Below are 26,958 nucleotides of genomic sequence, written 5' to 3' on the forward strand. Positions count from 1 at the left end.
TGTTCGACCGCAGTGTTACAGCCACCCGAACAGTATACAGCTTGGATCTATCTAATGTCTGAGGATCGAGAGGGATGGGCTAACCCCACGGCTGAAGCCGGGGGTCTGCGCCCAAGAATTTCGATCATGGTGGCTGCGCAGCGGTTGTACGCCTCCGAAGGGTTTGTCCGGCTACCGGAACGGGACTGGAGTCCCCAGCCGGGGGTGCCGCTGCTCGCCTACGGGCTGCGGCTGTCTGCCCGCGGGCAGGAGTGAACGGCTCGTCTGCGGCGGGGCGCGACGGACCACTGCCCGGTCTAGTAGGGCACCATGGTGAGCTGGTCGAGCAGGGTGCGGTATTCCCGCAGTGCCACACGCAGCCGTTCAGTGTCGCTTCCGCCTTCGCTGCGCCGCTGCCAGCTTGATTCGATACGGCGGCGGCGCTCGTTGAGGCGGGCGGTGAACTGTTCGATTGCTTCTCCGACGAGACTGTCCGCGGCAGCGACACTGGCCCGCGGATCGTCGACGAAACTCTTTTGGATCCGGTTCCAGCGGTCGTGGAATCGCTGCACGTCAGTGAACGCCTCCGGCTCGCTGCGGGGCAAGGGTCCGGAGAACGCTTGAGTGGTATCGGTGCCTTCCGGGGCATAGGGCTGTTCTTCCCCGTGGCGCGGTTCCGGGGTGTGAGCAGCAGCGTAGACGTTGCGGGATTCGTCGCTGTGGTGCTCCACGGTGGTCGTCTCCCTTAGTGGTGTCGCGGCCGCTACCGGCGGCGGTGGCGGCCGGTGTTGGCGGTGGCAGGGTGTGCGACGGCGTCGGCATACTCCGGGGCAGCGTGCTTCCCAAAGACCCGTTCACCCGGGGAGACGTGTCCCAGCACTTCAGCGAAGAGTTCGCGGTAGCGGGCCATCGCGTCACCGAGTTCTTCGGTGGTTGCTGCTCCGGTCCGGCCGCGTTCCGCGGCCTGGTGCACGCGCTGGTATTCGTCGACGGTGGCCGCGGGTGCGACAGGCTGGTCCACGGGATAGCCGCGGTCGGCCATCGCCTGGGCGAGGAGCCGGTCGGCGGTGGCGACGGCGGCGGCCGGGTCGTCGACGAAACGCTCCTGGGCGCGCGCCCACTCGTTCTCGTAGTAGGCGCGTTCGCTCTCGGTGAGGGTGCGCAGGCTGGGGGCGGGTGGTCGGTGCCCTGAGTCCTGGTGCTCGGGCTGTTCCCGCTGGCGGGGCACGTGGGCGGTGTCAGTGCGGGGCTGCCGGTGCCGCGGTCCGCCGCGACGGGTTTCCCGGAAGACAGCGATCGCGGCGGCGGCGATCAGCACCAGGCCGAGGAACACTGCGAGACCAATGATGTCGTCGGTATCCATCGTGGTGCCTCTCGACTGGGGTGGTTCCTTGGCGGGCAGGTGCCCGACGGTAGGTCTTCACGCTCTGCGTCTGCCCGATCCAAGCCCATAAAAACCCGAAAGACCTGCGGTAACGAGAATTGCCACCAGAACGGAGCGGGAGGAACACGGAAAGATACCCACAAAAACCGCACGGAAATGTGTTCCGCAGCGGCCCGCATCCGCATCAGGTGGTGGCGGGCTCACCCCCAGTCGCTGCCCCGTCGGCCCACAAGGAAAAAGCTCTCCCTTTCCTGGCGGAAAGGGAGAGCCGGTTATCCCTTGACGCACACCACTTGCCGCAGGTGCGTCACCACTTCCACAAGATCAGTCTGGGCGGCGATCACCTCGTTGATGTCCTTGTACGCCGCGGGGATCTCATCAAGGAAATACCGACGGGCACCTACTAAGCCCTGAGGGCAGCCACCCACGACCGCCCCACGGATGACCTGCACAGGAGCCCCTCAATGACCGACACCACCTCGCCTGCCCTCACCGGGCAGCCCACCAACTACCCCCTCGGGCGTCTACCGGTCGAAATCGACCCCCGTCGACGAGCGCCAGAACCAGACGAAGTCCACCATGACGCGCTGGCCCCTGCTCCTCATCGCTGCCCCGCCGCAGTAGCCACCTGGTCTGGCTGGGTCGAGTTGGGACGCATGACCGGTTTCGGCGAGGTAGCTCCCCTGCCCGGTATCTGGGACGAGCTGGTGATCAACACCGCCATCACGCTCCCGATCGGTGTGGAAGCCTATGCCGTATATGCGATCGGAGCGTGGATGTCCCTCCGTCGTCTCTCCAGGGGAACCCGCCGGTTTGCGGCTATCTCCGGCAGACGCTGCGTGGCCGAGTGATCCGGTTCCCGGTCCAGGCCGCCCCCGGTGGCATGCCACCCGAGGAACGGCACGGCACGGCACGGCAGCCGGTGGCATGCCACCCCCGCCCTCTGTTAGGCGCTGGCAACCGTGCCGGTTGGCACGTGCGTTTGGCAGGCATGGTTTGGCGGAGGGGCGTGCCGACGATTACCGGCGTGTCATCGCGACCGGGCCTGTGTTCGTGGAGAGCGTGCGGTACCGCCGCCGTCGCACGGCATGGGTGGCTGCCGGGGTTGTGGCAGCCGGTGGCATGGTCGACGTCCTGGAGGTGGGCGTGGTCGTGCCAGTTGGCATGCTGGCTGCCGTGGCTGCCACTGGCACCGCCATCGAGGCTCGCCGCCGCCTGCTAGTGGCGAGCCGTTCTCACTGCTTCCTGGCAGGCGTGGCATGCCGACTGAGAACGCGGTGGCGCATGCCCTGCCGCCGCTCGCCTAGGTGGCAGTGTCGCCCCTGCCAAGTACCGGCTGGCAGCTCCGGTCTTGGCGGGCGCTGCCGCCGAGGGGGCGGTTCTACTGGAGCACTTCATTGGTGCGTTCGGTGGGGAGGATCGGCTGTGGGCCGAGGAACTGCGGCAGCGGAACCGGTCCCCGTACCGGAGAGCGACAGCGCTCTCGCGAAGATGCTGCCCCTATGGGATCGGTCCTCGGCAGACGTGGTGCGCGGACGAGACGGGGCGGGGTCGCAACCGGCAGGGGGTACCACCGCGCCGGCTTTGAGCAGGCCCTAGACCGAGCCCTGGGTGGACGCTAGAGGTGGGCTGGCCCTCTAGCTCCTCGATCTCGCCTGACCTGGGTTTTAGGGGGTATGGGTGGCTGGTGGATCTAGTGTGGAAGCCGGGTTCGGGCGTTGAGTCGGAAACGGTGAAGCCCTCCCACAAACACCTAGTGGGAGGGCTTCACCGTGCCCATGGCTGGACAGCCCTTCGCGGCCTAACAGGCCCGACGACGAGACCCTGTCCCTATCCTGGGAAGTTGCCACACTTTTCAGGAAAGGCAGGACCTCTATGTCCGAAGGGTACCAAGAGGCGTCATTCGGAAAGCGTGTCCAGGCTATTCGAGAACGGAACGGCATGACCCGTGCCACCCTTGGCGGACTCGTGGGTCGCTCTGCTGAGTGGGTTAAGAGCATCGAAAAGGGGCGTCTTCAGATGCCGCGCCTCGACATGCTCACCCAGTTGGCTGCGGCACTTGGGTGCGACCTTGCGGAGCTGGTCGGCGGAAAGCACCCGATCATCGTCGCCCCCTATGTGAAGGAGGCGCATCCCGCCCTTCTGGAGATACGGGAGGCGCTCACCTCCTATCCGATCGGGCGGGATGAGGAGCCTGCTACTGCGGCAGAGCTTGCCGAGCGGGTGCGGCACGCCTGGATGGTGTGGCATGGCAGCCGCGCCAACCACCGGACCCGTATCGCTGCGCTCCTGCCGCCGCTGCTGGCAGACCTGCGATACGCCGCTCGCGTGCATGAGGGCAAGGAGCGGCGTTCGGTGCTGGCGTCGCTGGCCGAGGCGTACCACCTTGCGCAGTTGTTTCTCAGCTTCCAGCCTGCCCCGGACCTAGTGCTGCTGACGGGTGACCGTGGCATGGAGGCCGCGTTGGAGGCCGACAACCCGAGAGCGATCGCGTCGGCGGCGTGGTACATGAACCACGTCTTCCGTGACGCTGGGGAGAGGCACGAGGCTCGGGTTGAGCTGGCCATGCAGGCCGCACGCCTGCTGGACCCCGAGAAGGACTCCGACGAACTGGCGCGGTGGGGACTGCTGCACCTGGCGGTCGCCCTGTCCTACGCGAAGGTTGGACGCGCTGGCGATGCGTGGCGCTACTGGGACATCGCGTATGAAGCGGCCCAGAAGCTGGGGCGGTCGTATGCGCACCCGTACCTGATCTTCGGTATGGGCATTGTCGAGGGCTATGCGGTGACGATGCATGACGACCTCATGCAGGGCGGGAAGGCGGTGGAGGCCGCCGCGAAGGTCGACCTGGGGCTGATCCCGTCGGCGACCCGGCGGGCGTTCCACATCATCGAGACGGCGCGTGGGCACTGGCAGCGCGGCGAACAGGCTGCCGTGGTTCACCTGCTGAACAAGGCTCATCGAGAGAGCCCGGAGACGATTAGGTTCAACATCTTCTCGCGGAGGGCCGTGTCGGACATGGTGTCGAACCCTCCGTCGATGTTGCGCGAGGACGTGGACAGTCTGGCCCAGAAGCTGGGGGTCGTAGCCCGGTAGGAGTCCAAACTGTACCCCTTGAGGTAGGGGTACCGACTGTCCCTTGAGCCGCCTGGTTCAGCCATACGGTCTTGGCATGGCCATTATTGGTTTAGGAGCAGTAGTGCGTTCCGACCCGGACCGGGCGGCTCGTGCTTTCTGCCGCCGCACTCCTGGGTGGAAGTGCCGATGGATTCCAGAGTCGGGGGTGTTCGAAGCGTGGACCTTCCGGCGTGGTCAACGGATCGTTCTCCGCGATGCTGATCTGAGCGTCTTGGAGGCTGTCGCCGACGGACGCTTGAGCTTGGAGGAGAGGCTCACCGAGGACCTCGCCAAGTTGATCCGCGAGGGGATCGAGAAGGGCGTGTTTGCGTCCTCCGAGGTCCCGGAAAGCCTGCTTGGTTCTTGGGGTGATGTCTTGCACCCGAGCGCCGGGGAGGGTTCGGGTTGATGCGCTTCGTAGCTTTGTACGGAGGTCCCCTCGACGGCGCTTGTGTCCCTGCCACGCCGATTGAAGCCTACGTTCGCCAGGGGGTTACCCGCATCCTGTTCCGGGAGCGAAGACCGGGAGGAGCTGCCGGGTTGTATCAGCTCGTCCACGGCCGGTGGACCTTTGACAGCAGGACGCCTCTACCCGATTGACGACAAGGAATCATGGAAGACATCCCCTGGGAAGACGAGAACCGCGCTGACCTGATCACCACGGACGAAGCCTTGGAGCTGCTCGCGTACTACGACATCCCCGAAGAAACCATGCAGGAGTGGGTGAAGAGCGGAACGCTCGAACAAGTCCTCACTTCTGACGGTGCGGTCCGGTATCGCCGGAAGGATATCCTCGCACTTCAGCAGCACTACTTTCCTGCCGGTGGGGAGCCGGTACCGGTTCCCTCGGCATTGATCGATCTGCGGTCCGCTGTCCTGCGCACCCTGGTGGTTCCGGGGGCGGTGCACATCGAGGTCACCGGTGACGACAGCGTGCACCTCTACCTCGGGGAGAGTGTCCTGGTCGTCCGGGAAAGGGAGCTCGGCAAGACCGGGGTTGACCTTCTCTACCGAATCGGCCAGGCGTTCATCGAAGCGGCAGCCCTCGCCCGCGATCCCGACCGCCTGAAGTCGTGGAAGAGCAACAAGCAGCTCCTCCGCTTGTTGACCAAGGAAGCCACCCGGAAAGGGCCCACCCAGGAGGGAGGGTAGGGTGCCAGCGGCCACGGCCGCCACCGCGGTCCTGCTGTGCCGGGGCCCGTGACGCCGGCGGGCGCCGGCGCCGCGGGCGGGGCGGGTCACCCCTTGACGCACACCACTTGCCGCAGGTGCGTCACCACTTCCACAAGATCAGTCTGGGCGGCGATCACCTCGTTGATGTCCTTGTACGCCGCGGGGATCTCATCGATCACCCCTGTGTCCTTGCGGCACTCCACCCCCTCGGTCTGTTTGATCAGATCCGCCTGGGTGAACCTCTTGCGGGCCTGGCTGCGGCTCATCTTGCGTCCCGCGCCGTGGGCCGCCGAGTTGAACGACGCCGGGTTGCCGAGGCCGCGCACAATGTAGCTTCCTGTCGCCATCGACCCGGGGATGATCCCCAGGTCGCCGCGGCCGGCGCGGATCGCGCCCTTGCGGGTGACCAGCAGGTCCACGCCGTCGTAGGTTTCTTCAGCCACATAGTTGTGGTGGCAGGAGATCCACTCGGGGAACTGCACCCCCGGGAACTGTTTCCGCATCACCGCGCACGCCAAGCCCATCATCACGTCCCGGTTGCGCCGCGCATACTCCTGCGCCCAGAACAGGTCGTTGCGGTAGGACTCCATTTCGGGGGTGCCGGTGAGGAACACCGCAAGGTCCCGGTCGGGCAGGTCCTGGTTGTGCGGCAGCTTCTGGGCCTCTTCAATGTGGTAGCGGGCAAGCTCGTTGCCGATGTTGCGGGACCCGGAGTGCAGCACCACCCACACCGCGTCGTTCTCATCAAGGCACACTTCGAGGAAGTGGTTGCCGCCGCCGAGGGTGCCGAGCTGGTGCAGGGCCCGCTCCCGCAGTCTCTGCACGCGGTCGGTGAGGGTGTCAAAACGGTCCCAGAACTCGTCCCAGTCGCGGCTGCGCACCTCGGGCAGGCGGCGCGGATCCACCGGGGTGCGGTGCGAGGCGTGGCCCACAGGCACTGCTTCTTCCAGGCCGCTACGCAGCTTCCGCAGGTCGTCGGGGAGATCCTCGGCGCGCAGCGAGGTGCGTACCGCGGTCATGCCGCAGCCGATGTCGACCCCGACCGCGGCCGGGGAGACCGCGTCCCGCATCGCGATGACCGACCCCACGGTCGCGCCTTTCCCGTAGTGCACGTCCGGCATGACCGCCAAGCCGTGGATCCACGGCAGCTTGGTGACGTTGTACAGCTGGGCCATGGCTTGCGGTTCGACCGTGTTCGGGTCGGTCCACATGCGGATCGGAACCCGATTTCCGGAAACCTCGGTGTAAGCCATGGGCTACCTCCTCATGGGTGACGACACGGGAGCATGCCGACTGCTGCAGCGTGGGCAGACGCCCCACTATGACGCCAGATCCGCCTTTGCAGAGCAAATGGTTTTCCCCGCCCCTACCCGTGGTCTGCCGAGGCGCACCCGCGGGCGGTACCGTGGGTGCGGCACGCTCCCGGGTGCCAAGGGTGTGGACGGGGTGCTGATGGGGCCGGTGCCTGGCTGCCCCGCACGGGCACGCCGCGGGGCACGGCCTGGTCGTCGCGGCGGACGTCCGCCGTCGGGGTTAATGATCAACGCCGCGAAAGCCGCGAATCTTCCCTTCTCTTGGGGCTTCCGCACCTCCAGCAGACCTGCCCTCTCCCCCACTGCGGACTGCGGGAGCCCGCCCGGCTGGCTTGTCTGTTTGAGGCTCTGCTTGGTTCGTGGTTTCCCTCATTCTGGACGGCGACGCTGTCCGCCGCATGACGAGCGTATGGAGCGTGGCGAGGACTGCGAGCTCCCCTCCACCTTGGTTGCGTCTGCTTACGCACGTGCGCTTCCTCAGCGGCAGGCGTGGCACTGCGGAGCGGCTCTGTGGAGGCCAACGACGCCTGCTTCCCGGTGGGGACGATCCTTATTTCTCCCCTGCACGTGCGGCAGCGGATCAGCGAGAGTTCCCCTGCCCGGGCCACACACGGCAACACCGAGCGTTACACGACCAAGTGCTGTCGGGACTGTGACTCTGACTCTCTCAACCTGACCGCCTCGACGGGCAGGGAGGGCTGCGACCTGGATGGCGTGTCACCGTCGCTACGAACCGCCACCCGATGTCGATCAACGTGCGGTGGGTGATCGCTCCCAGTTGTGGGGAACGTATCCGTGGCCTTCCAGCCAGGCGCGGATCCCTTGGGCTGGATAGTCAATGGTGTTCTCGGGCAGGTGGTGCGGATCGGCCCACACGAGTGGGCCGCACTTGTGCGGTTCGGCGTTGACCGGTTCGCCTTCCCAGTGGGTGGCAACGAAGAACGCGCCGAGTCGCGCTCGTCCGGGACGTCGATAGTGGTGGACGATGGTGGCGAGGCGGAGCGTGTCGGGGTCGACGGTGATGCCGACTTCTTCTCGAAGTTCGCGGGCCGCGCCCTGGTGGAGGGGTTCTCCTTCTTCCAGGTGGCCTGAAGGAAGGCGCAGCATCCCGTCGCAGTATCCGGTGTTCTGCCTTCGATGAGCAGGATTTTCCCTGCGCGGCAGGATCACGTGGACGTCGACGATGCTGCGGTAACGCTCCGGCATGGCTGGTTTCGAGGGCAGTGAGGGGTTGTGTCGGTGGGACGACAGCGCTTCACGGGTGCCTCAGAGGCCAGAAACCGCATTTTCCCATCTGTACTGCGGTTATGGACCATTAAGGACACCAAAAGACCTTAATATGGGTTTTGCGCTTGTTGTCGACCAGTGGGGAGGCCTCAGCGGCCGCATGGCCGCAGGCTGGAGAGTCTGCTGTCGACGCCAAGACTGTGCTTGGGGCGTACTGAGGCGGTACACCTTGGCAGGTGCCGTACCCGGCCGGCCGTCTTGCCTGCGCTGGGGTGGTGGGTCGGGTCGCTCACCGCTTCCCGATCGCGTGACAGCCTGGACAAGCAGAGCAGTCGCTTCGCTTGTGGGCCCCGTGGAGTACCCGTGCCTTCGACACCCACTCCCCTCGTGTGACACACTGCCACACTTCACTCACAAAAAGTTTGAGTGTCTCGGTGACTTCTTTCGCATCTCTCTTTCACGAGATGCAAGACACGTTTTCTTTTCGTCGGAGACGCGATTTTCCCACCGCGGCACTGCCTAGCGCTCTGTGACATCCTTCATCGCTAAAAAATCAACAACCACGCCCAAAGTGTGCAAGCAGCGCAAATAGTGCGGCACAATAGATCCCGTCAGCGATCTCAAGTGTTGGTGTTGAGGGCGGACAATCGCTGACAAAGCTCTGGGGGGTATATACCCCCCAGAGCTTTTCTCTTTTGGGCTGCGCGACGCGCTGGGGAGGCCGTGGAGTTCTCGGGTTCGCGCCCGCGACTTTCCGCGAATGGGCAATGGCGCGGTGCAGCGCTGCACCGGAGACTGCGGGGTTACCCCGGCCGGCACGACTCCCCCGACCTCTCCCGCTGACGGAACCCGCTGGCCCGCCCAGGGCACGGGACGCGCTCCCCTCGCCCCCAGCAGAGTAAGCGTGTTGCGGTCCGTCTTACTGGACGCACCCTCCGCAGCGCTCACCGCCAGGAGTCAGAACACGGGAGTACCGCAACGGATCAAACCCCGGATTCCACGGCGGCGGCACTGGACAAAAACACACTCATCACGCTCCGGAAAAGGAGCACACGACCAGACATACCCTCATCTCCTTACTCAGGACCAAACTCTCTCCTATTCGCTGTGAATCGGACTTCAAAAATCACGCATTATTCCCTCCGCCTCGTTTACTGAAATACGATACTCCGGTAGTGCTCTAACGAACGGGATATCCAGTCGCCGTGCGCGCGGCAGCGCTCCCCCTGCTCCTATTTCCGAAAACTCCTCCAACGGGAACGGAGTCAGCCCGCTTTTCCCTCACGTCGGCAGTGCAGCCAGAGCACGGCGGCAGCACCCCGGAACGGGGTCGGGGAACGCGCCGACTACGCATGCGCGCTGGATACTCAAGGCAGCCTCAAAGACCACATCCAAGCGCTGCAGAACTGGATAACTACAGGTCAACTCCAGGAATCTCGCGTTCCTGCCCCTCTTCCCGACGACGGCTCCCAGCCCTCCCGAAACGGGCTCGGCCACGAGTCCGGCACAGCCTGTCCAGGCATGCCACCAACGCACCACCCCTCTCCATCAGGAGGGACCGCAGGGGTTTCCCCTTCTCACATCGCTTCGCATCAGGATTTTCTCGAAAAACGAGAAAATGTCTCATACTCACCGTTTCACACCGGCGACAACTTTCCGTAACCGCACCCCGACACAGCGGAATAAACCCCTGGTGTTGAGCTTTCGCCTCAAAACACAGACATGCTGCAGGTCTGACCTTATTCAGAGAATCTGGCATTCAGCAGCATTCCTGGCAGGTCCACAAAATCGTCTCTTTCCTAAGACGGGAGAAGCGTCGGAAACCTTGCCTCCCCTGCCCTGGTTTTCCACCGCCTCCCGGCCGGTATTCCGTTTTAGGCTGTTCACGACCTCCGCTTGCGGAACAGTGCCGCGACCGGGAAGAGCACCGCGAACCCTACAAGCGAGGTGACGACCACCATCACCACGATGCGGGGGTCGGCGAAGCTCTGGGTGGCCACTACGGTGGCCGCCGCAATGTTCCGCTGCGAAGTTCCCAGTCCGAGCACCTCCCGGAACCGGGCATCCGAGCCGCCGAGCAGGTAGCCGATCCCGAACGCGCCCCCGATAACCAGCAGCGCGGGCAGCAGCGCCCCCTGCACCACCAAGTCGGTGATGGCTGTGGAGTTCGCTAGGACTGTGGCCGCCACGAGCAGCAGCAGGGCGACCGTCGACGTTTTCGTCAACACGGGCCGCAGCATCTGCTCCCATGTCGGACGCCACTCCCGCAACACCATTCCCACCGCGAGCGGCAGCAGCATGGTCACCAGCAGCGGGACCGCGATCGCTCCCGCAGAAACCGTGGTTCCCGACACGAGCAGCGGCACCACGATCGGCATGGTGAGGACGGTGACCGGCAGCAGCACCACGAGCAGTGCGGTGCTGGAGCCCATCTCCCCTTCCGCGACTTCGGTGAGTTTGATGAGGAACGGCGCCCCGGCCGCGGTGGCGACGAGCAGCAGCCCGGTTGCTAGCGGCGGGGCGAGCGGCATCAGCCGGGTCACGGCGACGGCGAGCAGCGGCACCAGCACGAAGTTGGCGGCCACGGCCCGCACCACGCGGGAGGTGGCGCGCAGCCGCTGTACAAGCTCTCTTGCGGGGTTCCCCAATCCCACGGACAGCATGGAGGACACGGAGAACACCACGACTGCCGCGTCGATGAGGACGGGGAGAAGACGCATCAGTCCGGCTCGCTCACGGCCGGGGCTCCTTCGGTGCGGGGCCGCGGCAGGCCCACGTGGGTGGTCGGGAAGGGCAGCAGTTCCGCGTCGATCCGCTCCCAGGCTTCCCGCAGTTCGGCGAGCACTTCGGGATGCTGTCCGGCAATATCAGCTCGTTCCCGGCCGTCCACGGTCACGTCGTAGAGCAGGTGGTAGTCGCCGTAGTGGCGCGGCCAGTTGCCGAGCACGGCGCGGTCCCGCCGGTCACGCAGGTATTTGAACCGGCCTCGCCGCAGCGCCCCCTGGTTGGAGGTGCGCCAGAACAGGTCGTGGGCGGGAAAGTCGGCGCCGTCGACCAGCCACGGCAGCAGGTCCACACCGTCGAGCGGCCAGTCGGGGTGCGGTTCGGTTCCCGCGGCGGCGAGCAGGGTCGCTGTCCAGTCCATGGTGATGACGGGATGGTCGCTCACCTGGTTTCCGGCTATCGCTTCCGGCCAGGCCACGATGAGCGGGACACGGATGCCGCCTTCGGTGAGGTCGCCTTTCTCCCCCACGAACGGCCAGTTTTTCGACCAGCGTTCCCCACCGTTGTCGGAGGAGAAAACGACGATAGTGTTGTCGGCGGCCCCGGCCCTGTCGAGAGCGGCCAGGACCTGTCCGATGCCCGCGTCCATGGCTTCCACAAGTTCGCCGTATTTAGCGATCGAACCGCCGTCCAGGTGCATCAGCGGGGAGTGCTCCCATCTCTGCTGGTAGCGGCGGCGGATTTCTTGTCCGACTTCGTGGTCGTCGGGTCCTTCCCACGGCCAGTGGGGCGCGGTGTAGTTGAGTTGCACGTAGAACGGCCGGTTGCGGTGCGCGGTGATGTATTCAGCGGCCCGCTCGGAGATGATCTCCGTGTAGTAGCCGACTTCCTCAACCGGGGTCTCCCCTTCGTACAGGTCGGCTTTGCCAAGAGTGTCGACGTGTTCGAAGTAGTCGAGGGCCCCGTCGAAGTTCCCGAAGAAGGTTTCGAAGCCGATCCGCAACGGGCTGTACCACGGCAGCCAGCCGCAGTGCCATTTACCGAACATGGCGGTGGCGTACCCGGCCTCAACGAGAAGTGAGGAAAGGGTGGGGTGGCCTTCCGGGATGCCGTTTTCCGGGGAACGGGTGACGAGCGGTTCTTCGAGGCCGGCTTGCAAGCGTCCCGGGTAGCGCCCCGTGTACAGACTGATCCTGGTGGAGGAGCACCAAGGTGATCCCGCATAGCCGTGGGTGAACCGGATGCCTTGGGCGGCCAGCTGGTCGAGGTTGGGAGTGCGGATAGTGGTGGAACCGTAGCAGCCCAGGTCGGCCCAGCCGAGGTCGTCGGCGAGGATGAACAGGATGTTGGGGGGTTGGTCGGGCCGTCCCTGGCGAGTGCTTTCGAACGCGCGTTCCCTGTTTCCAGGCACGGTGACTCCCTTCATTCCCAACTGTCGGTGCCGCCCCGGCTACCCCGGTTGGGAAGTGGTATGCGCCGCCACCGTGCAGACTCAGCGGGGCTGCTGATGGAGTGGGCTCGCGGGCTCCGCGGACGGTTTCGCCGCCATCATCCGCTCGTTGCCACCTGGGATGGGTGCTGGTTTCGCGGCGTTGGTTTCTCTCGGGGGTTCTGGTGCGATGGTGGACACTGTTCTTCGGGGAGCCCTGTTTGCGGACCATAAGCAACCCACGAGCCGCTGGTGTCCTCCATCGTTGTCGCGTTTGCGGTGTAACCGTTCTGCGAGGTTACTGGCCTGCTCGCTTATTTCCGGTGCAGGGATTCCCCGTAGCGAGGGCCGCGATGAGGAGGAGGCCGCGTCCTGTTTCGGCTTCGACCCATTCGGCCGCGGTGCGCTCGCAGGGGATGCGGGGCGTGGTGTCGGTGGTGCCGTCGTCGACGACGGCTAAACGCAGCCGGTTGTGGGCGGGCCGGGTGAGGGAGCGCACGACCCGGCCGCCTTCCTGACCGGAGCGGGTGTGTTCGACAGCGTTGGCGAAGGCTTCGCTGGCGCACAGCTCCACCGCGTCAACGAGGCCGGCGGGCAGGTGCGGGAGTGCGGCCAGGTCAGCGCGGATCTCAGCGCGCACCCGGGAAGTGTGGGAGAGGTCGCCGGGGTAGATCCGGCACGGCCAAACCCCCTTCACGGAAGGCGCGGATGGTGGATGATGCGGCATCATGGACATGTCGGCAACTCCTGTCTGAGAGCGGTTGGTTGCTGGCCACGCTCCGGGGGTGGGGCCAACACCCGCCGGAGCCCTAGCCATGCACGAAGACGGGTCGCTGTTCGGATTCGCGGATCGTTCATAGCGGCCACGGACACGGGTGCGGCGTGTCCGATGCCTGCTCGGTGAGGCGGTGCTGCACAGTCCCGCTCAGAGGTAGAGAACAGCAAGGACGGCGTGGCGGAGAGGTCGAAGCGGTTTCTCGCGGTGTTTCTGGTGTTGGTGACGTTGAACCCGTTGCCACGCGGGAACCCAGAAGACCTGGAAATCAGGACAGGAAGATCAAATCTCGTGTGTATCCGAGCACGCGATTACCGACGTCTCTAGACTCCGTTCCTGTCTCGAGCAATCCGCTGCTCTTCCTCCCGCTGTCCTGATACAGATCTGCCTGATCTACAGCAAGAAGCCGCCGTTCCTGCAAGTAGTTGCTGCTCTCCAGCCATGAGCTTTCTCCCGCAGCTCGAGAGTGAGATCCCCTCTCGAGATCATTTTTTCACCTACAGTAAAGTGAATGAGAGTTACAAATACAAGTCTCATTTGAGAGTTGTCCAAGTTGTACCCACATGCGAAGAACAGGCAGGATTCAGGGATGGACCGCAATCCGACACTCGCCCAGTGGCAGCTCGCGCAGGAACTGAGGCGATTGCGCGGCGATCGCAAGTTCAGCGAAGTCGTGAAGGCAGCCAGAACCACTGGTGGCAGCCTGGCGAGATGGGAGACGCCGGGAGATCGCGGTGCTGTCCCAGGCCCAGCCGCGTTAGAGCGCCTTCTCCAGATCTACGGGGCCGAAGACCAACTAGAACGCCTGCTCTCCTTGCGAAAGGAAGCGCGGCAACCAGACCGATGGCAGCCCTACGGCCTAGAGCGTAGCTACCGGACATACGCGAATATCGAGTCTCAGGCGACCTCGATCGAGTACTACCAATCCCAGATCGTTCCTGGAATTGCCCAAACTGAGGCGTATGCTCGCGCGGTGATTGAAGCGACACTCCATCCCAGCAGTGATGTGGACCGCGAGGTCCAGGCCCGAATGGAGCGTCAGCGTGTTCTCTCAAAGCCGGAGCGTCCCGATCTTTGGTTGATCATCGCCGAAGGAGCTCTTCGGCAACAGGTGGGAACGTCTCAGGTGATGGCAGATCAGATTGACCGACTGATCGAGTTGTCTCAGGAACCGGGTATCACCTTGCAGGTGTTGCCTTTCACTGCAGGCGCACACGTAGCGATGCGCCTAGCTGGGTTTGTAATCATGAGTATTGCTCAACATGGGATCACCACCGTATACATCGAAGGTCAGAACTCAGGCATGTTCTTCACAGACTCAGAAGATCTCGCTGAGTACGGGATGATCTTCAACCGGCTCCGCGCAGCTTGTCTGGATGAAGGACGGCCGACTCGTACCCTGCTGGAACGCATTGCACGTGATCATCGGAGAGGAGAAGGGTAAATGCATCCTGTTCCTGAGAGCGATTGGTTTAAATCCAGCTATTCCCAAGGTGAAGCTGCCTGTGTCGAAGTTGCTCACCTTCCCACCATCCCCTCCCGCAAGCTCTCACACAGTGCTAGCTCGGCGGCTGGGGCGGCGATCCGTGACAGTAAGCATCGGGAACTCGGCTCACTGGTGTTTCCTCACTCCGAGTGGCAGGCGTTCCTCGACGCGGTGAAGGAACGCGGTTTCTGACACCCTCACAGAGCTTCCTTCACAGCAATTTTCCTTCCTAATGCTTGCTGTGGTACGGCTATATCTCTGGGGCCATGACCGTCCGTGACGATACGTTTGAGGAGGTCGATTATGTAACGAGGATTGTCAGCCCAGTCGTTGGGATCGTTGACGATTCCTGATGCCTTGTCAGTCTTAAATTGGCAGCGGTCAATAATCCATTCAATTGCGGATCGTGCACCGAGCTGGTAGCGATAGGCTTCTTCCGGGATATTGGGAAGCGTAATCCAAGTGTTGTAGATAATTGTAGAGCGGCCCACCTTTCCCTTTACTCGGGGAAATTCCATCTTGGCAACTCGGTACAGTTCTCTTAGAGGAATTTCCAAAGATCTCGGTTTTACTTCCTCAAGAATACCACCATAAGGCTCAACTTTTTCATGATTTAGATGCAAATCGGTTGATTTACGTCCAGCCTCAACAAATCCGTAAAAGTTTTGAACTTTAGGAATGCAAGGAAGAGACTTTTTCAAATCAGACGTAAAAAGATTCCTATATTCAGGAGAGCGAAGAATACTATAAATATAGTAGAAAATTTCGTCTTTGACTGTGTTAGGATTATTATAAACAGCTCGATGCCCTATTAGAGCAGCATTGGTAATGTTATCTACTCGCTCACATCTTTCATTCCCCAAAGTTTAAACCACTGTCAACACTTAGATCTCGATAGGTGTATCGAGCAAAGTACAGACCGACACTCTTCGCACCGACAGCAAGAAGATCAGGAACAACATGGGAATCAGACAAGATTGACATCTTTTCCAGGAAACACCAATTCAACAATTCGAAACTGCAACCAACAAAATAAAGATTGCAATTAATGATTCATTCATCCCAATAGAACAAAAATAAAATTAATCAAAACATTAGAATCAAAACCCGCAACCCACATCAAACATATGGATGTTAACGCAGCACACATACGTGTACTGTGGTGGCATGGACAGGACCGCGCACTCTGCTGACGAACAGTTGGTCACCGCGGCGGACATTGCCCGGCTCGCCAGGGTGACCAGGGCTGCCGTGTCGAACTGGCGGCGCCGCCACGACGACTTCCCCGCTCCGGTCGCGGGTACCAAGTCCAGCCCGCTGTTCGCACTGTCGCAGGTGCGCGCCTGGCTGGACCGCCAGAACAAGGGGTACGAGGAATCCGGGGAGGTCCGGCTGTGGCATGCGCTGCGTGCCGAATACCCGGACTCGATGGCCCGGGGGATCTGCGACATTGTCGAAGCGCTGCGCGACGACGCAGAACGCGACTCTGCTGCCCTGCAGATCGCCCGGGAACTCGCCAAGGAAACCTCGACCACCGAAGTGCTCACCGCCCTGGTGGACCGGCTGCGCAACTCTCCGCAGCGCGGCGATACCGACACCTCCTCCACGTCCCGCCTGGTGCGGGCCATCACCCAGGTGGCGGGGAAGGACGCGACCAGCGTGTTCGACCCGGCGTGCGGACTGGGGTCGCTGCTGCTGGCTGTGGGCGCGCCCGACGCGCAGCGCACCGGACAGGACATCGACCCGCATGCGGCTCGGCTCGCTCAACTCCGCGCCGAGCTGGAGTACTCCACGACCGCCGAAGTGCGGGTCGGTGACTCGCTGCGTGCCGATGCCTGGCCGGACCACCGGGTGGAGCTTGTCGTCTGCGACCCGCCGACCTCCAACGCGGATTGGGGGCGTGAAGAGCTGCTGCTGGACACGCGGTGGGAGCTGGGGCTGCCGCCGCGGGCCGAGGCTGAACTGGCCTGGCTGCAGCACGCCTACGCGCACACCGCACCCGGCGGGCGGGCCATTGTCGTCATGTCCACGTCGGCCGCCTACCGCCGCACGGGTCGTCGGATCCGTTCCGAGATGGTGCGGCGCGGCCTGCTCACGGACGTGATCGCGCTTCCCGCCGGGTTGGCGTCCGCGCACTCCCAGCCGGTGCACTTGTGGGTGTTGCGGCGCCCCACTTCGGAGTCGGATGCCGCCACCGAGGTGCGCATGGTCGACATGTCGGATGCCGACCTGGAAGGGCCGTTGGAGCCTGCAGAGCACCAGCAGGCCACGGTGCCCTTGATCGACCTGTTGGACGACCTGGTCGACTTGACGCCGGCGCACCACATCGTCCAACCGGTTCCCGACCACTTTGCGGAATACCAGGCAGTCTGCGACGAGCTGCGCGAGGTTCTCGACGCGTTGGCGCAGACCCTGCCCGCGTTGGCGGAAGGGGACCGGGATCTGGGCGGTGCCCAGCTGCGGGTCGGTGAGCTCATCGACAACGGCCTGGTCGAAGTGGCCGGGGACAAGCTGCGGTCCACCAGCGACCAGTTGGACACCGACTTCCTCAACGGGTTCCTGCGGAGCGCGGCGAACGTGCGCCGGTCGACGAGCGCCAGCGGCGTGTTCCGCACTGATGCCCGGTCGGCGCGCATGCCGCAGATGGATGTGGCGGAGCAGCGCCGCTACGGGGAAGTGTTCCGCACGTTGGACGAGTTCGAACGGCAGGCGAAACGCGCGGCGGAACTGGTGTCGCAGACGGTGCGGCTGGCACGTGAAGGCCTCACGAACGGGGCCCTGGTACCCACTGATCCGGAGCGGGAGTAGTCGCCCCGCCCTGTGCGGGTGGACACGGCCCATTGGGTAAGCGCTCTCCGCGGTCTTCTCGGCTGGGAAGGCCGCGGGGGCGCTTTTCTGTTGCGTGGGCACCCCGGCCGGGGTGCGCCGGTGTCTGCGCGGAGTGGTCAGCCGCCGATCGCGGACATGGGGCGGCTCGGCTGCAGGAAACTGGGGTCGTTGATGCCGTGGCCGGGCAGTTTCGTGGCGACGGCGGCCCGCCATCGTTCGGCGAGTTCGGTGTCGCTCGCGCCCGCGCGCAGCGGGCCGCGCAGGTCGGATTCTTCGCGGGCGAACAGGCAGTTGCGGACTTGACCGTCCGCGGTGAGCCGCACCCGGTTGCAGGCTCCGCAGAACGGGCGGGTCACGGAGGCGATCACGCCGACGGTGGCCGGGCCGCCGTCGACCAGGAACAGTTCTGCGGGGGCGCTGCCGCGCTGGGCGGTGTCTGCCGGGGTGAGGGTGTAGGCCTGGCTGAGCCGGTCCAGGATCTCGTCGGCGGTGACCATGGTGGCGCGCTGCCAGCGGTGCTGGGCGTCGAGCGGCATCTGTTCGATGAACCGCAACTGGTAGCCGTGTTCCAGGCAGTAGGCGAGCAGGTCGGGTGCTTCGTGGTCGTTGATGCCGCGCATGAGGACCGCGTTGACTTTGACCGGGGTGAGTCCGGCGTGTGCGGCCGCGGCGAGCCCGGCGAGCACGTCGTCCAGCCGTCGGCGGCGGGTGAGTTTTTCGAAGGTGTCGGCGTCCACCGTGTCCAGGGAGACGTTGACCCGGTCCAGGCCTGCCTCGGCAAGGGCGGGGGCGAGCCGGGCGAGGCCGATCCCGTTCGTGGTAAGCGCTATCCGCGGGCGGGGTTCCAGGGCGGCGGTGGCGGCGACGATGCCGGGCAGGCCGCGGCGCAGCAGCGGCTCCCCGCCGGTGAACCGCACTTCACGGATCCCCAGCAGGGTGACCCCGATCCGGATGAGGCGGACCACTTCGTCGTCGGTGAGCAGCTCCGGCGCGGGCAGCCAGTCCAGTCCTTCCGGCGGCATGCAGTAGGTGCACCGCAGGTTGCAGCGGTCGGTGAGGGAGACGCGCAGGTCGGTGGCGACCCTGCCGTAGGAGTCGGACAGCACCGGGGTCACCTCCTCGGAAGCGGCGGCTGGGCCCCTCTACCTTAGACAGCCCGCTGGCGGCGCACACGTGGGCGGTGGTTGGGGTGGAATGCCCCGTTATCGTCGGTGGGCGACAAGGCACGGACAACAGGAAGGGGCGTGGCGTGATCAGCGTGCGCGACTGGAACCTGCCCGGCGGGCCCAAGGGCGCAGAGCGCCTGCACGTGCGGGCGTGGGCCCCGGCTGCCGGCGACCCCGCCTTCTTGGTGGTGCTGGTGCACGGCTACGGCGAGCACATCGGGCGCTACGAGCATGTGGCGCGCTGGCTGTGCGAGCATGGCGCGGTCTGCTACGGGGTGGACCACCGCGGGCACGGCACCTCCTCGGGGGAACGGGTGCTCATCGACGACTTCGCGGGGATTGTGGAGGACGTGCACCGGGTGGTCACCCAGGCGCGCACCGCCTACCGGGCGCTGCCGCTGGTGGTCGTCGGGCATTCCATGGGCGGGCTGATCGCGGCCCGCTACGTGCAGACCCATCCAGAGGAGGTGTCCGGGCTGGTGCTGAGCGGGCCGGTGCTCGGCGAGTGGGCGGTCGTCGACGAGCTGCTGGCCCACGACGAGATTCCCGAGGTGCCGATCGACCCGGCGACCCTGTCGCGTGACCCCGAGGTGGGCGCGGCCTATGCCGCCGACGAGCTCGTGTGGCACGGCCCGTTCAAGCGGCCCACTCTGGAGGCCTTCCGCGTGGAATTGGCGCGCGCTACGGCGGCGGGGAAGGTGGAGGCACCCCTGTTGTGGCTGCACGGCTCTGACGACGCTCTGGTGCCGTTGGAGGGCACGGTGCGGGGGATTCTCACCCTGGCGGGGCCGGACACGACGGCGCGGATCTTCCCGGGGGCGCGGCACGAGGTGTTCAACGAGACCAACCGCGACGAGGTGCTCGGGGAAGTGGCGCGGTTCGCGGCGCGGATCGCCGCGCAGGCGCGCGACAGCGGGTGAGCTGGTATTTCCCTACCCCGGTTGGCGTTGCCGGAAGCGGACACGCCAGGATCGTCCCCATGACGCGACCGATAACCCCCGGTGAGTCCCCCGCTTTTTGGCGGTCGCTAGTCCACCGGACCCTCATCACTCCCCTGCTGCCGCAGCCGAGGCTGCGGCGCCTCGTCCAACTGTGTGTCGGCTTGTACCTGTTCGGGCTCGGCCTGGCCGCCCAGGTGGCGTCCGGGCTGGGTGCCGCCCCGTGGGATGTGCTGCACCAAGGCCTGCACCTGCGGACCGGCTGGTCGATCGGCACGTGGGTGATCATCACCGGCGTCATCGTGATCCTGCTGTGGATTCCGCTGCGGCAGCGCGCCGGGTTGGGCACTCTGCTCAACGCGACGGGGATCGGGGTGGCGTTGGACGTCTCGCTGCTGTGGCTGCCTGCCCCGGACGGGCTCGTGGGGCAGGTTGTGCTGCTCGTCGTGGGGATTGTGGCTGTGGCGGCGGGCGGCGGCATGTACATCGGTGCCGGGCTCGGCCCGGGGCCGCGGGATGGTCTGATGACCGGGCTGGCGGAGCGCGGCATGTCGATCTCGGTGGCCCGCACCTTGATCGAGGTGTCGGTGGTGGCGGCCGGGTTCGTCCTGGGCGGCACGGTGGGGGTGGGCACCCTGGTGTTCGCGCTGGCAATCGGGCCACTCACGCAACTCTTCTTGCCGCCATTCCACGTGGATCGGCGTGTGGCGGGATAGCGTGGAGGCGGTTCCCCGGAACCTTCACTATCAGCGAACAGGACATTACACGCGAACTACGCAATGAGATTCTTTCATACCCTTCTTTCCACCGAAATCTCCCCCTTCCGGGGCGTTGTGTCGGGAACGTGACCTATACATCGGTCTAGGTGGCAGCAGACGCTCTCCGGCAGGACTAACGTTGCCTGCAACGGAGTCCGGGAGCGCAACACGGAGATCCTCCGCTACCGCGTCCCCGTTTTTCAGTGACCCGTCCATACGGGGCCATCCACGAATGTTTGATGGGGGTGATCGGCGTGTCCGCACTGATCGAGGACTACGCAATGATCGGCGACATGCAGACCGCTGCCCTGGTCGGGCGGGACGGGTCAATCGACTGGATGTGCCTTCCACACTTCGACTCCCCCGCATGTTTCGCCGCTTTGCTGGGAGACGAACAGAACGGCCACTGGTGGATCCGTCCTGTCGGGGTTGACCCCAGGTCTACTCGCCGCCGCTACCGCCAGGACACTCTGATCCTGGAAAACGAGTGGGATACCCCAACCGGTACCGTGCGCCTCATTGACTTCATGCCCCCACGCGGTGGCCACCCCCACCTGGTGCGGATCGTCGAAGGCGTCAGCGGCACCGTGCAGATGAAGACCGCTATCCGCCTGCGCTTCGACTACGGCAACGTGGTGCCGTGGATCCACCGCGTCGACAGCGAGGTGGTAGCTGTCGCCGGGCCCGACTCGGTGTGGCTGAGCGGCCCCGTACCGCTCGAAGGCCACAACTTCATGCACGACGCCGTCTTCACGGTCACGGCAGGCCAGCGCATCCCCTTCGTCATGGCCTGGCATCCCTCCCACGTCGAGGAATCCGACCACCTCGACGCGGAGAAAGCCCTCGCCCAAACCGAGCGTTTCTGGCGCGACTGGGTGTCCAAGTGCACCTACCAGGGCCGCTACCGGGAAGCCGTGGTGCGCTCCCTCATCACCCTCAAGGCGCTCACCTACCGGCCCACCGGCGGTATCGTGGCGGCGCCCACCACGTCGCTGCCTGAAGACATCGGCGGGGTCCGTAACTGGGACTACCGCTACTGCTGGCTGCGGGACGCCACCATTACCCTGGAGGCGCTCATCCGCAGCGGCTACACCGACGAGGCGCACGCCTGGCGGGAGTGGCTGGTGCGGGCCGTGGCCGGCGAACCCCAGCACATCCAGATCATGTACGGGGTGCGCGGCGAACGGCGACTCGCCGAATGGGAAGCCGACTGGCTGCCCGGCTACGAGAACTCTCGGCCGGTGCGGATCGGCAACGCCGCCGTGAACCAGTACCAACTGGATGTCTACGGCGAAGTCATGGAAGTGCTCTACCTGGCGCAAAAGGCGGGCATGGCCGCGGGAGAGCACGTGTGGGGCCTGCAGCGTTCCCTCGTCAACTACTTGGAATGGTGTTGGTCGGAACCCGATGAAGGCCTGTGGGAGGTGCGCGGGCCGCGCCAGCACTTTGTGCACTCCAAGGTCATGGCGTGGGTGGCGGCCGACCGGGCTGTGCGCATGATCGAAGAGTACGGCATGGAAGGCCCGCTGGAGCGGTGGAAGGCGCTGCGGGACACCATCCACGCCGAGGTGTGCGAATACGGCTACGACGCGGAACGCAACACCTTCACCCAGTACTACGGCAGCCGGGAGCTGGACGCCGCACTGCTGCTCATCCCTGAAGTGGGCTTCCTGCCCTACGACGACCCGCGGGTCATCGGCACTATCGAGGCGATCCGCGAAGAGCTCATGGTCGACGGTTTCGTGCTGCGTTACCGCACCGGCATCGAAGACGGTGCCGACCAGTTGCCGGGTGACGAAGGTGCCTTTCTCGCGTGCAGTTTCTGGATGGCGAACGCGCTGCTGTCCATTGGCCGGGAAAAGGAAGCGCGGGAACTGTTCGAACGGCTGCTGTCGCTCCGCAACGACGTGGGACTGCTCGCGGAAGAATACGATCCGCGGCTGGGCCGCCAGGTCGGCAACTTCCCACAAGCGTTCAGCCACTTCCCGCTGGTGACCACGGCACTCAACCTGTCCCACCACGACGGATACCGGCGCAGCGAAACTGACTGATTAAATTCCGCCACAATGGGTTAGTAGGGGTGGCCATGGGAGTGATCACGGCCATGGCCACCAATCTCACAGATTTCGCGGTACAAAGCTGGCCGCAAGGGGTCGCGCTGCTCAGCGCGCTTGTGCTCTGCTCCCTGATCGGTTTAGAACGGGAATGGCGTAACAAGAACGCCGGCTTGCGTACCAACACGCTCGTCGGGCTAGGGTCCGCGCTGTTCATGCTCGTCGGTAAGTACGGGTTCGGCGACGTGATCGTCGACGGGCTGATCATGCTGGACCCCTCCCGGGTCGCCGGGCAGATCGTGTCCGGTATCGGCTTCATCGGCGCCGGGCTGATCTTCGTGCGCCGCGACATGGTGCGCGGGCTCACCACCGCTGCGGCCGTGTGGGTGTCGTGCGCGGTCGGTATGGCGTGCGGTGCCGGACTGTGGCTGCTCGGCCTGTGGGTGACCGTCGCCTATTTCATCGTCGTACTCGGCTATCCCCCGCTGCTGCGGCTGCTCACCCGTTCCCAGCCCGCCATGTCCCTGTTCCGGGTCACCTACGACGACGGGCGCGGCATTCTGCGCTCGATCCTGGCACAGGCCACCCAGTACGGGTTCACTGTCCACAATGTGGCCACCCAGCGGCAGATCACCCGTGACGGGCGAGCCGTCGTCGACGTGGATTTGGTCCTCGCGGGGAAAACCCCCACAAGAGACCTGGCCACGGGACTGTCGGAAACCGACGGGGTGCACCGGGTACGGGTCCTCCGCCCGGACGAGGCCGACTAAAGCCTCCACACGCTCAACCACACTCCCACGGCCAGGCAGGGCACGACCAACAGCGCGAACAGCAGTCCCGGCCCCGCCCACAACGCCCCGGTGCCGTAGGCGGCGTAGACCAGCAGCGCCACCACGCTCCGCCCCGCCTCCGCCAGGGACGCGACCGTGGCACGTACTCGGCTGCTGACCTGCTCGTGCATCCGGTTTTCCACGGCCACGGCCGCCCATGCACCCGCCCCGAACCCGGCCGCGACCCCTACCATGCCTGCAGGGTGGCCGCTGAGCGCTCCAGCCACGAGCAGCAGCACGCCCGCGCACAGGATCGGACCCGTCCACCGGGTGCCGCGGCCCGCACACCACTGGCCTAGGGCAGTGCCCGCACTCACCAGCACCACCAGTGGGGCCACCGCCCAGTCCGCGGCCCCGGTGGCGCGGGCCAGCAGCGGAAGATACTCGTCCAACGCGTCCACCACGGTGAGCGCTGCCAACGCCCCCATCACACCTACCAGGGCGGGGGTGTGGCGCAGGCGCGTCCACGCACCACTCCAGGCTCCCCGCTGCCGCTGTTCGCCGGCGACGGGACGTGGCGGGGAGTCTCAGGGAGGAGCCCTGCAGCAAGCGCGGCGAGCACACACGCGGCGACACTCGCTGCCCCCACTGCGGCATAGCCGCCGATGAGCAGCAGCGGTCCAGTGAGCAGGCCGGAGGCGAGCACAGCCCCCGTAGCCAAAGCTCGGGAGCGGCCGATCAGCCGCGGATAGTCGGATGTCCTGCCCGCGGCGGCGAGAGTGTCGTAGACGAGCGCCTGGAACGCGCCGGAGCCTAACGCGCCACCCGCACCCCACAGCACGAAACCCGCGGCGAACACGGGAAAGGAAGGGAATAGGGTCCACAGCGCGAACGCCGCACCGGCGAGCAGCGGTGCTGCAGCCACCAGGGGGCGGCGCGCCCACCGGTCCGCGAGCAGCCCAGACGGAACCTCGAACGTGAACGCCACCAGCGTCCACAGCGCAAACAGCGCGGAAATCTGCCCGTCAGTTGCCCCGGTGTCGGCGAACAGCAGCGCATACACCGGGTAGAGCGGAATCAAGTCCTGGAAGAACGCGTAGGCGTAGACGCCCCACGTCAACCGGGCTTCGGGTGCGGGTCAATACTGCCAAGCCATGGGCCCACTCTAATCCACAGTTTGGTGGGCAGGAGACGGCGCCACGCCACCTCAGCTTCCCCTTCCGCCCTGCAGCCAGGCAGGAGCGTTTTGCTACCAATTCCGGACGCTTTTGAACCTATCTCGAGTGTCACAGTAGTCCTGGCATGTCCCGACGACGGCACACCGACTCCCCAGTAACCGGGGTGCGGCACCGAACACACGGCCCGCCCGTCGGATCTGACTGAATAGGTTGAGCACACCCCGCAGGCTCCCGCTGGAGGGCTGACGTGACAGGGCAGGTACTAGACGGCCGCTACCGGCTCGTCGAACGACTGGGCTCTGGAGGCATGGGAGAAGTCTGGCGCGGCCACGACGAACGGCTAGGCCGCACAGTGGCGATCAAACTCATCCACCCGGGGGCGAGCGTAGACGACGAAGCCGTCGCCCTCTTCCGCCGGGAAGCGCAAGTGACCGCACGACTCGCCGGACACCCCAACATCGTCATCCTCTACGACTACGGCACCGACGGGGACACCGTGTACACGGTCATGGAACTCGTCACCGGCTGCTCGTTGAGCGCCCTGCTGCGCGAACGGGGACGCCTCCCCGTGGAATTAGCGGTGCGGTGGGGCGCCCACGTGTGCGCGGGACTGGCCGCCGCGCACGCGGTCGGCGTGGTCCACCGTGACATCAAACCCAGCAACCTCATGGTGGTGGACGCGGACGCCCCTGACGGAGGCACCGTCAAACTCGTGGACTTCGGCATCGCGGGATTCCACGAAGCCGCGTTGCACCAGCGCACCCTGCCGCCCACCGGGGAACCGTTCGGCACCCCCTTGTACGTGTCGCCCGAGCAGATCCAAATGCTTCCCGTGGGGGCCTTCAGCGACCTGTACTCCTTCGGGGCGGTGCTGTTCCACATGCTCACCGGGCAGCCCCCGTTCCACGCCGCCGAACCGATGCCGGTGCTGCGCATGCACTTGACGGAACCTCCGCCCAACCCGGCTGAGCTGCGCCCCGACGTGCCAGCGGAACTCGCGGAGCTCGTGCTCATGCTGCTCGCAAAAGACCCCGGCCAGCGGCCAGACAACGCCCTGTGGGTCCGTGACCGGCTGCTGTCCCTGTCTGGCACCTCTCCCCCAGCCTCAGCGGCCTCCCCGACCGAATCAGCGTCGCGGGAGGCCCAGATGCGACGGCTCGAGCAGAGCTGGGTGGAAGCAGAACGTCTCGCTGCAGCGGGGCAGGCCGCTGCAGCAGCGCAGCGGATCGGTGCCCTCCTCGGCGAGCTCGCCGCCATCTACGGGGCTGACCATCCCGCCACGTTGGAGGCCCGCCGTCGCCACGCTTCCCTCACCAGCCGAGCCGGGGACCCGGAGCGGGCCGCCGCCCTCTTCGACACTCTCGTCGCTGACCTGGACCGGATCTACGGCCATGCCCACCCGGAAACGTACGCTGCCCGGCACCATCTCGCTGCCGCCACCGAGCAGGCGGGGCGCCGGGCCGAAGCCGCGGTCCTCCGCAGCGAACTCGTTGACGCGCTGACCGCCCAGTACGGGCCGCAGGCCGCCCGCCTTCTCCACCCTCGGCTGTTTTACGCCGTGGACCTTGCCGAAGCAGGCGATTTCACGGGCGCCGAAAAACTGCTGCGGGATCTCGCCGCCGCACTAGAGCAGCAGCTTGGTGCCCACACTCCCGCGCTCCAGATCGTCCACCACTACCTGGATGTGGCCGCTGCTTTCGCATCAGAGACGGCTGGCGCGGAGCCGCCCCACCCCAACCGGTTCAGGGAGAGCACGCGGCTGGACGGCCGACCACCGCCCCACCCGCTGCGGCAGCGGCTGACCCGCTGGCTGCGCTCCACCACTGAACTGTGACCAGTGTCCGACTTGGCGCGAAACCGCCGCTGTTGTCTTAGCCCGCCGCTATGGTTTCCGCCATGCCACGACCGTTGCACGAAATCATGGAGAGCGGGTGGGCCGAGGCACTGGAGCCCGTGGCCGACCGTATCGCGCAGATGGGTGACTTTCTGCGGCAGGAGGTGGCCGAAGGCCGCACCTACCTGCCTGCTGGGGAGAACGTGCTGCGCGCCTTCCAGCAGCCTTTCGACCAAGTGCGGGTGCTCCTTGTCGGCCAGGACCCCTACCCCACGCCGGGGCACGCTGTCGGGCTGAGCTTCTCCGTCTCCCCCGAAGTGCGCCGCCTGCCGGGCAGCCTGCGCAACATTTTCCTCGAATACACCCAAGACCTCGGGTATCCGATGCCGTCCAGCGGGGACCTCACCCCGTGGGCGGAACGCGGCGTGCTGCTGCTCAACAGGGTGCTGACCGTGACCCCGCGCAAACCGGGATCGCACCGCGGCAAAGGCTGGGAAGCCGTCACCGACCAGGCGATCCGCGCCCTCGCTGCACGCGGCAAACCACTCGTGGCCATCCTGTGGGGCCGGGACGCGCGCAGCCTACGCCCGCTCATGCCGGACGTGCCGTGCGTAGAGTCCGCCCACCCCAGCCCCATGTCGGCGCACCACGGCTTCTTCGGTTCCCGCCCGTTCAGCCGCGCCAATGCCCTGCTGGAACAGCAGGGCGCCGAACCCATGGACTGGCGGCTGCCCTAGCCGAGTCCAAGGGCTGCGGCCCTAGGCGCGAGGAAGCCTTGCTGGCTGGGGTAGTGAAGGGTACCGCCCGATCTGCCCTCGCACCCC

The 26,958-nt window shown here is 65.4% G+C and carries 25 protein-coding genes and 1 pseudogene; 14 read left to right on the top strand and 12 right to left on the bottom strand.

Annotated features, from left to right (window positions below):
• The first annotated feature begins 126 nt into the window (after positions 1–126).
• Positions 127–255, top strand: a complete 129-nt coding sequence (locus CW348_RS01710; protein ID WP_353801146.1) for a hypothetical protein — start codon at positions 127–129, stop codon at positions 253–255.
• 41 nt (positions 256–296) lie between these two features.
• Here CW348_RS01710 and CW348_RS01715 read toward each other — a convergent pair whose 3' ends face one another.
• The 3 genes and pseudogenes from CW348_RS01715 to CW348_RS15980 form a co-directional block, all read right to left on the bottom strand.
• Positions 297–710, bottom strand: coding sequence for a hypothetical protein (locus CW348_RS01715; RefSeq protein ID WP_011291798.1), 414 nt, complete (start codon positions 708–710; stop codon positions 297–299).
• Positions 711–742: 32 nt separating this feature from the next.
• Complete coding sequence (locus CW348_RS01720) at positions 743–1,342, bottom strand: hypothetical protein (protein WP_011291797.1); 600 nt, start codon at positions 1,340–1,342, stop codon at positions 743–745.
• Positions 1,343–1,635: 293 nt separating this feature from the next.
• Positions 1,636–1,746: pseudogene (locus tag CW348_RS15980) on the bottom strand (RtcB family protein); the annotation flags it as partial.
• A gap of 81 nt (positions 1,747–1,827) precedes the next feature.
• On the opposite strand from CW348_RS15980, the gene CW348_RS01730 reads away from it, so the two are divergent.
• The 4 genes from CW348_RS01730 to CW348_RS01745 all read left to right on the top strand — a co-directional run bounded on the left by CW348_RS01730 (position 1,828) and on the right by CW348_RS01745 (position 5,632).
• A complete protein-coding gene (locus CW348_RS01730; protein WP_011291796.1) occupies positions 1,828–2,214 on the top strand; it encodes a hypothetical protein in 387 nt (128 codons plus the stop codon).
• A 1,024-nt stretch (positions 2,215–3,238) separates the two neighbouring features.
• Positions 3,239–4,459, top strand: coding sequence for a helix-turn-helix domain-containing protein (locus CW348_RS01735; protein ID WP_011291794.1), 1,221 nt, complete (start codon positions 3,239–3,241; stop codon positions 4,457–4,459).
• Between the two features lie 187 nt (positions 4,460–4,646).
• Complete coding sequence (locus CW348_RS01740; protein ID WP_016188610.1) at positions 4,647–4,889, top strand: hypothetical protein; 243 nt, start codon at positions 4,647–4,649, stop codon at positions 4,887–4,889.
• A gap of 203 nt (positions 4,890–5,092) precedes the next feature.
• Entirely contained in the window at positions 5,093–5,632 is a 540-nt protein-coding gene (locus tag CW348_RS01745; protein WP_011291792.1) for a hypothetical protein, read from the top strand.
• A gap of 86 nt (positions 5,633–5,718) precedes the next feature.
• Here CW348_RS01745 and CW348_RS01750 read toward each other — a convergent pair whose 3' ends face one another.
• From CW348_RS01750 to CW348_RS01770, 5 genes are all read right to left on the bottom strand, one after another.
• Positions 5,719–6,906, bottom strand: a complete 1,188-nt coding sequence (locus CW348_RS01750; RefSeq protein ID WP_011291791.1) for an RtcB family protein — start codon at positions 6,904–6,906, stop codon at positions 5,719–5,721.
• A gap of 810 nt (positions 6,907–7,716) precedes the next feature.
• On the bottom strand, positions 7,717–8,172 hold the full coding sequence (locus tag CW348_RS01755) for an NUDIX domain-containing protein (RefSeq protein ID WP_278459606.1): 456 nt from the start codon (positions 8,170–8,172) through the stop codon (positions 7,717–7,719).
• Positions 8,173–10,076: 1,904 nt separating this feature from the next.
• Complete coding sequence (locus CW348_RS01760; protein ID WP_011291788.1) at positions 10,077–10,913, bottom strand: bile acid:sodium symporter family protein; 837 nt, start codon at positions 10,911–10,913, stop codon at positions 10,077–10,079.
• Positions 10,913–12,328, bottom strand: a complete 1,416-nt coding sequence (locus CW348_RS01765) for a sulfatase (RefSeq protein ID WP_011291787.1) — start codon at positions 12,326–12,328, stop codon at positions 10,913–10,915. Before CW348_RS01765 ends, CW348_RS01760 begins: the two co-directional genes overlap by 1 nt.
• A 316-nt stretch (positions 12,329–12,644) precedes the next feature.
• Positions 12,645–13,163: an ATP-binding protein gene (locus CW348_RS01770; RefSeq protein ID WP_338114582.1), complete on the bottom strand. Its 519-nt coding sequence runs from the start codon at positions 13,161–13,163 to the stop codon at positions 12,645–12,647.
• A 547-nt stretch (positions 13,164–13,710) separates the two neighbouring features.
• Between CW348_RS01770 and CW348_RS01775 the strand changes: the two genes are divergently transcribed.
• Both CW348_RS01775 and CW348_RS01780 read left to right on the top strand, forming a co-directional pair.
• A complete protein-coding gene (locus CW348_RS01775; protein ID WP_016188606.1) occupies positions 13,711–14,565 on the top strand; it encodes a helix-turn-helix transcriptional regulator in 855 nt (284 codons plus the stop codon).
• Positions 14,566–14,799, top strand: coding sequence for a DUF397 domain-containing protein (locus CW348_RS01780; RefSeq protein ID WP_016188605.1), 234 nt, complete (start codon positions 14,566–14,568; stop codon positions 14,797–14,799).
• 5 nt (positions 14,800–14,804) lie between these two features.
• Here CW348_RS01780 and CW348_RS01785 read toward each other — a convergent pair whose 3' ends face one another.
• A complete protein-coding gene (locus tag CW348_RS01785) occupies positions 14,805–15,470 on the bottom strand; it encodes a type ISP restriction/modification enzyme (RefSeq protein ID WP_146088114.1) in 666 nt (221 codons plus the stop codon).
• A gap of 304 nt (positions 15,471–15,774) precedes the next feature.
• On the opposite strand from CW348_RS01785, the gene CW348_RS01790 reads away from it, so the two are divergent.
• Positions 15,775–17,415, top strand: coding sequence for an N-6 DNA methylase (locus tag CW348_RS01790; RefSeq protein WP_016188603.1), 1,641 nt, complete (start codon positions 15,775–15,777; stop codon positions 17,413–17,415).
• A 137-nt stretch (positions 17,416–17,552) separates the two neighbouring features.
• Here CW348_RS01790 and moaA read toward each other — a convergent pair whose 3' ends face one another.
• Entirely contained in the window at positions 17,553–18,542 is a 990-nt protein-coding gene (gene moaA, locus CW348_RS01795; protein WP_061783535.1) for a GTP 3',8-cyclase MoaA, read from the bottom strand.
• Positions 18,543–18,685: 143 nt separating this feature from the next.
• Between moaA and CW348_RS01800 the strand changes: the two genes are divergently transcribed.
• From CW348_RS01800 to CW348_RS01815, 4 genes are all read left to right on the top strand, one after another.
• Positions 18,686–19,522 (top strand): alpha/beta hydrolase, encoded by an 837-nt coding sequence (locus CW348_RS01800; RefSeq protein WP_011291781.1) that lies wholly within the window; start codon positions 18,686–18,688, stop codon positions 19,520–19,522.
• 59 nt (positions 19,523–19,581) lie between these two features.
• Entirely contained in the window at positions 19,582–20,256 is a 675-nt protein-coding gene (locus CW348_RS01805) for a YitT family protein (RefSeq protein WP_011291780.1), read from the top strand.
• Positions 20,257–20,537: 281 nt separating this feature from the next.
• Positions 20,538–22,349, top strand: a complete 1,812-nt coding sequence (locus CW348_RS01810) for a glycoside hydrolase family 15 protein (protein ID WP_016188599.1) — start codon at positions 20,538–20,540, stop codon at positions 22,347–22,349.
• A gap of 35 nt (positions 22,350–22,384) precedes the next feature.
• A complete protein-coding gene (locus tag CW348_RS01815; protein WP_011291778.1) occupies positions 22,385–23,122 on the top strand; it encodes an MgtC/SapB family protein in 738 nt (245 codons plus the stop codon).
• Here CW348_RS01815 and CW348_RS01820 read toward each other — a convergent pair.
• Together CW348_RS01820 and CW348_RS01825 are read right to left on the bottom strand one after the other, a co-directional pair.
• On the bottom strand, positions 23,119–23,610 hold the full coding sequence (locus tag CW348_RS01820) for a hypothetical protein (RefSeq protein ID WP_287462536.1): 492 nt from the start codon (positions 23,608–23,610) through the stop codon (positions 23,119–23,121). The two genes, CW348_RS01815 and CW348_RS01820, sit on opposite strands and share 4 nt — an antisense overlap.
• 5 nt (positions 23,611–23,615) lie before the next feature.
• Positions 23,616–24,242: an MFS transporter gene (locus tag CW348_RS01825; RefSeq protein ID WP_287462537.1), complete on the bottom strand. Its 627-nt coding sequence runs from the start codon at positions 24,240–24,242 to the stop codon at positions 23,616–23,618.
• 305 nt (positions 24,243–24,547) lie between these two features.
• On the opposite strand from CW348_RS01825, the gene CW348_RS01830 reads away from it, so the two are divergent.
• Positions 24,548–26,134, top strand: coding sequence for a serine/threonine-protein kinase (locus CW348_RS01830; protein WP_016188597.1), 1,587 nt, complete (start codon positions 24,548–24,550; stop codon positions 26,132–26,134).
• A gap of 62 nt (positions 26,135–26,196) precedes the next feature.
• Positions 26,197–26,871 carry a uracil-DNA glycosylase gene (locus CW348_RS01835; protein ID WP_038043641.1) on the top strand — a complete coding sequence of 225 codons (675 nt, stop codon included), beginning with the start codon at positions 26,197–26,199 and terminating at the stop codon, positions 26,869–26,871.
• The last annotated feature ends 87 nt before the right edge of the window (positions 26,872–26,958 follow it).

Source organism: Thermobifida sp. (genome assembly GCF_017577275.1).
GTDB lineage: Bacteria > Actinomycetota > Actinomycetes > Streptosporangiales > Streptosporangiaceae > Thermobifida > Thermobifida fusca.

Bases quoted from the DNA above. Each gene is read 5' to 3' on its own strand.
- CW348_RS01710 (WP_353801146.1), top strand. From the start codon at position 127: ATGGTGGCTGCGCAGCGGTTGTACGCCTCCGAAGGGTTTGTCCGGCTA.
- CW348_RS01720 (WP_011291797.1), bottom strand. From the start codon at position 1,342: ATGGATACCGACGACATCATTGGTCTCGCAGTGTTCCTCGGCCTGGTG.
- CW348_RS01730 (WP_011291796.1), top strand. From the start codon at position 1,828: ATGACCGACACCACCTCGCCTGCCCTCACCGGGCAGCCCACCAACTAC.
- CW348_RS01735 (WP_011291794.1), top strand. From the start codon at position 3,239: ATGTCCGAAGGGTACCAAGAGGCGTCATTCGGAAAGCGTGTCCAGGCT.
- CW348_RS01745 (WP_011291792.1), top strand. From the start codon at position 5,093: ATGGAAGACATCCCCTGGGAAGACGAGAACCGCGCTGACCTGATCACC.
- CW348_RS01750 (WP_011291791.1), bottom strand. From the start codon at position 6,906: ATGGCTTACACCGAGGTTTCCGGAAATCGGGTTCCGATCCGCATGTGG.
- CW348_RS01755 (WP_278459606.1), bottom strand. From the start codon at position 8,172: ATGCCGGAGCGTTACCGCAGCATCGTCGACGTCCACGTGATCCTGCCG.
- CW348_RS01760 (WP_011291788.1), bottom strand. From the start codon at position 10,913: ATGCGTCTTCTCCCCGTCCTCATCGACGCGGCAGTCGTGGTGTTCTCC.
- CW348_RS01770 (WP_338114582.1), bottom strand. From the start codon at position 13,163: ATGGCTAGGGCTCCGGCGGGTGTTGGCCCCACCCCCGGAGCGTGGCCA.
- CW348_RS01775 (WP_016188606.1), top strand. From the start codon at position 13,711: ATGGACCGCAATCCGACACTCGCCCAGTGGCAGCTCGCGCAGGAACTG.
- CW348_RS01780 (WP_016188605.1), top strand. From the start codon at position 14,566: ATGCATCCTGTTCCTGAGAGCGATTGGTTTAAATCCAGCTATTCCCAA.
- CW348_RS01790 (WP_016188603.1), top strand. From the start codon at position 15,775: ATGGACAGGACCGCGCACTCTGCTGACGAACAGTTGGTCACCGCGGCG.
- CW348_RS01805 (WP_011291780.1), top strand. From the start codon at position 19,582: ATGACGCGACCGATAACCCCCGGTGAGTCCCCCGCTTTTTGGCGGTCG.
- CW348_RS01810 (WP_016188599.1), top strand. From the start codon at position 20,538: ATGGGGGTGATCGGCGTGTCCGCACTGATCGAGGACTACGCAATGATC.
- CW348_RS01815 (WP_011291778.1), top strand. From the start codon at position 22,385: ATGGGAGTGATCACGGCCATGGCCACCAATCTCACAGATTTCGCGGTA.
- CW348_RS01820 (WP_287462536.1), bottom strand. From the start codon at position 23,610: ATGGGGGCGTTGGCAGCGCTCACCGTGGTGGACGCGTTGGACGAGTAT.
- CW348_RS01835 (WP_038043641.1), top strand. From the start codon at position 26,197: ATGCCACGACCGTTGCACGAAATCATGGAGAGCGGGTGGGCCGAGGCA.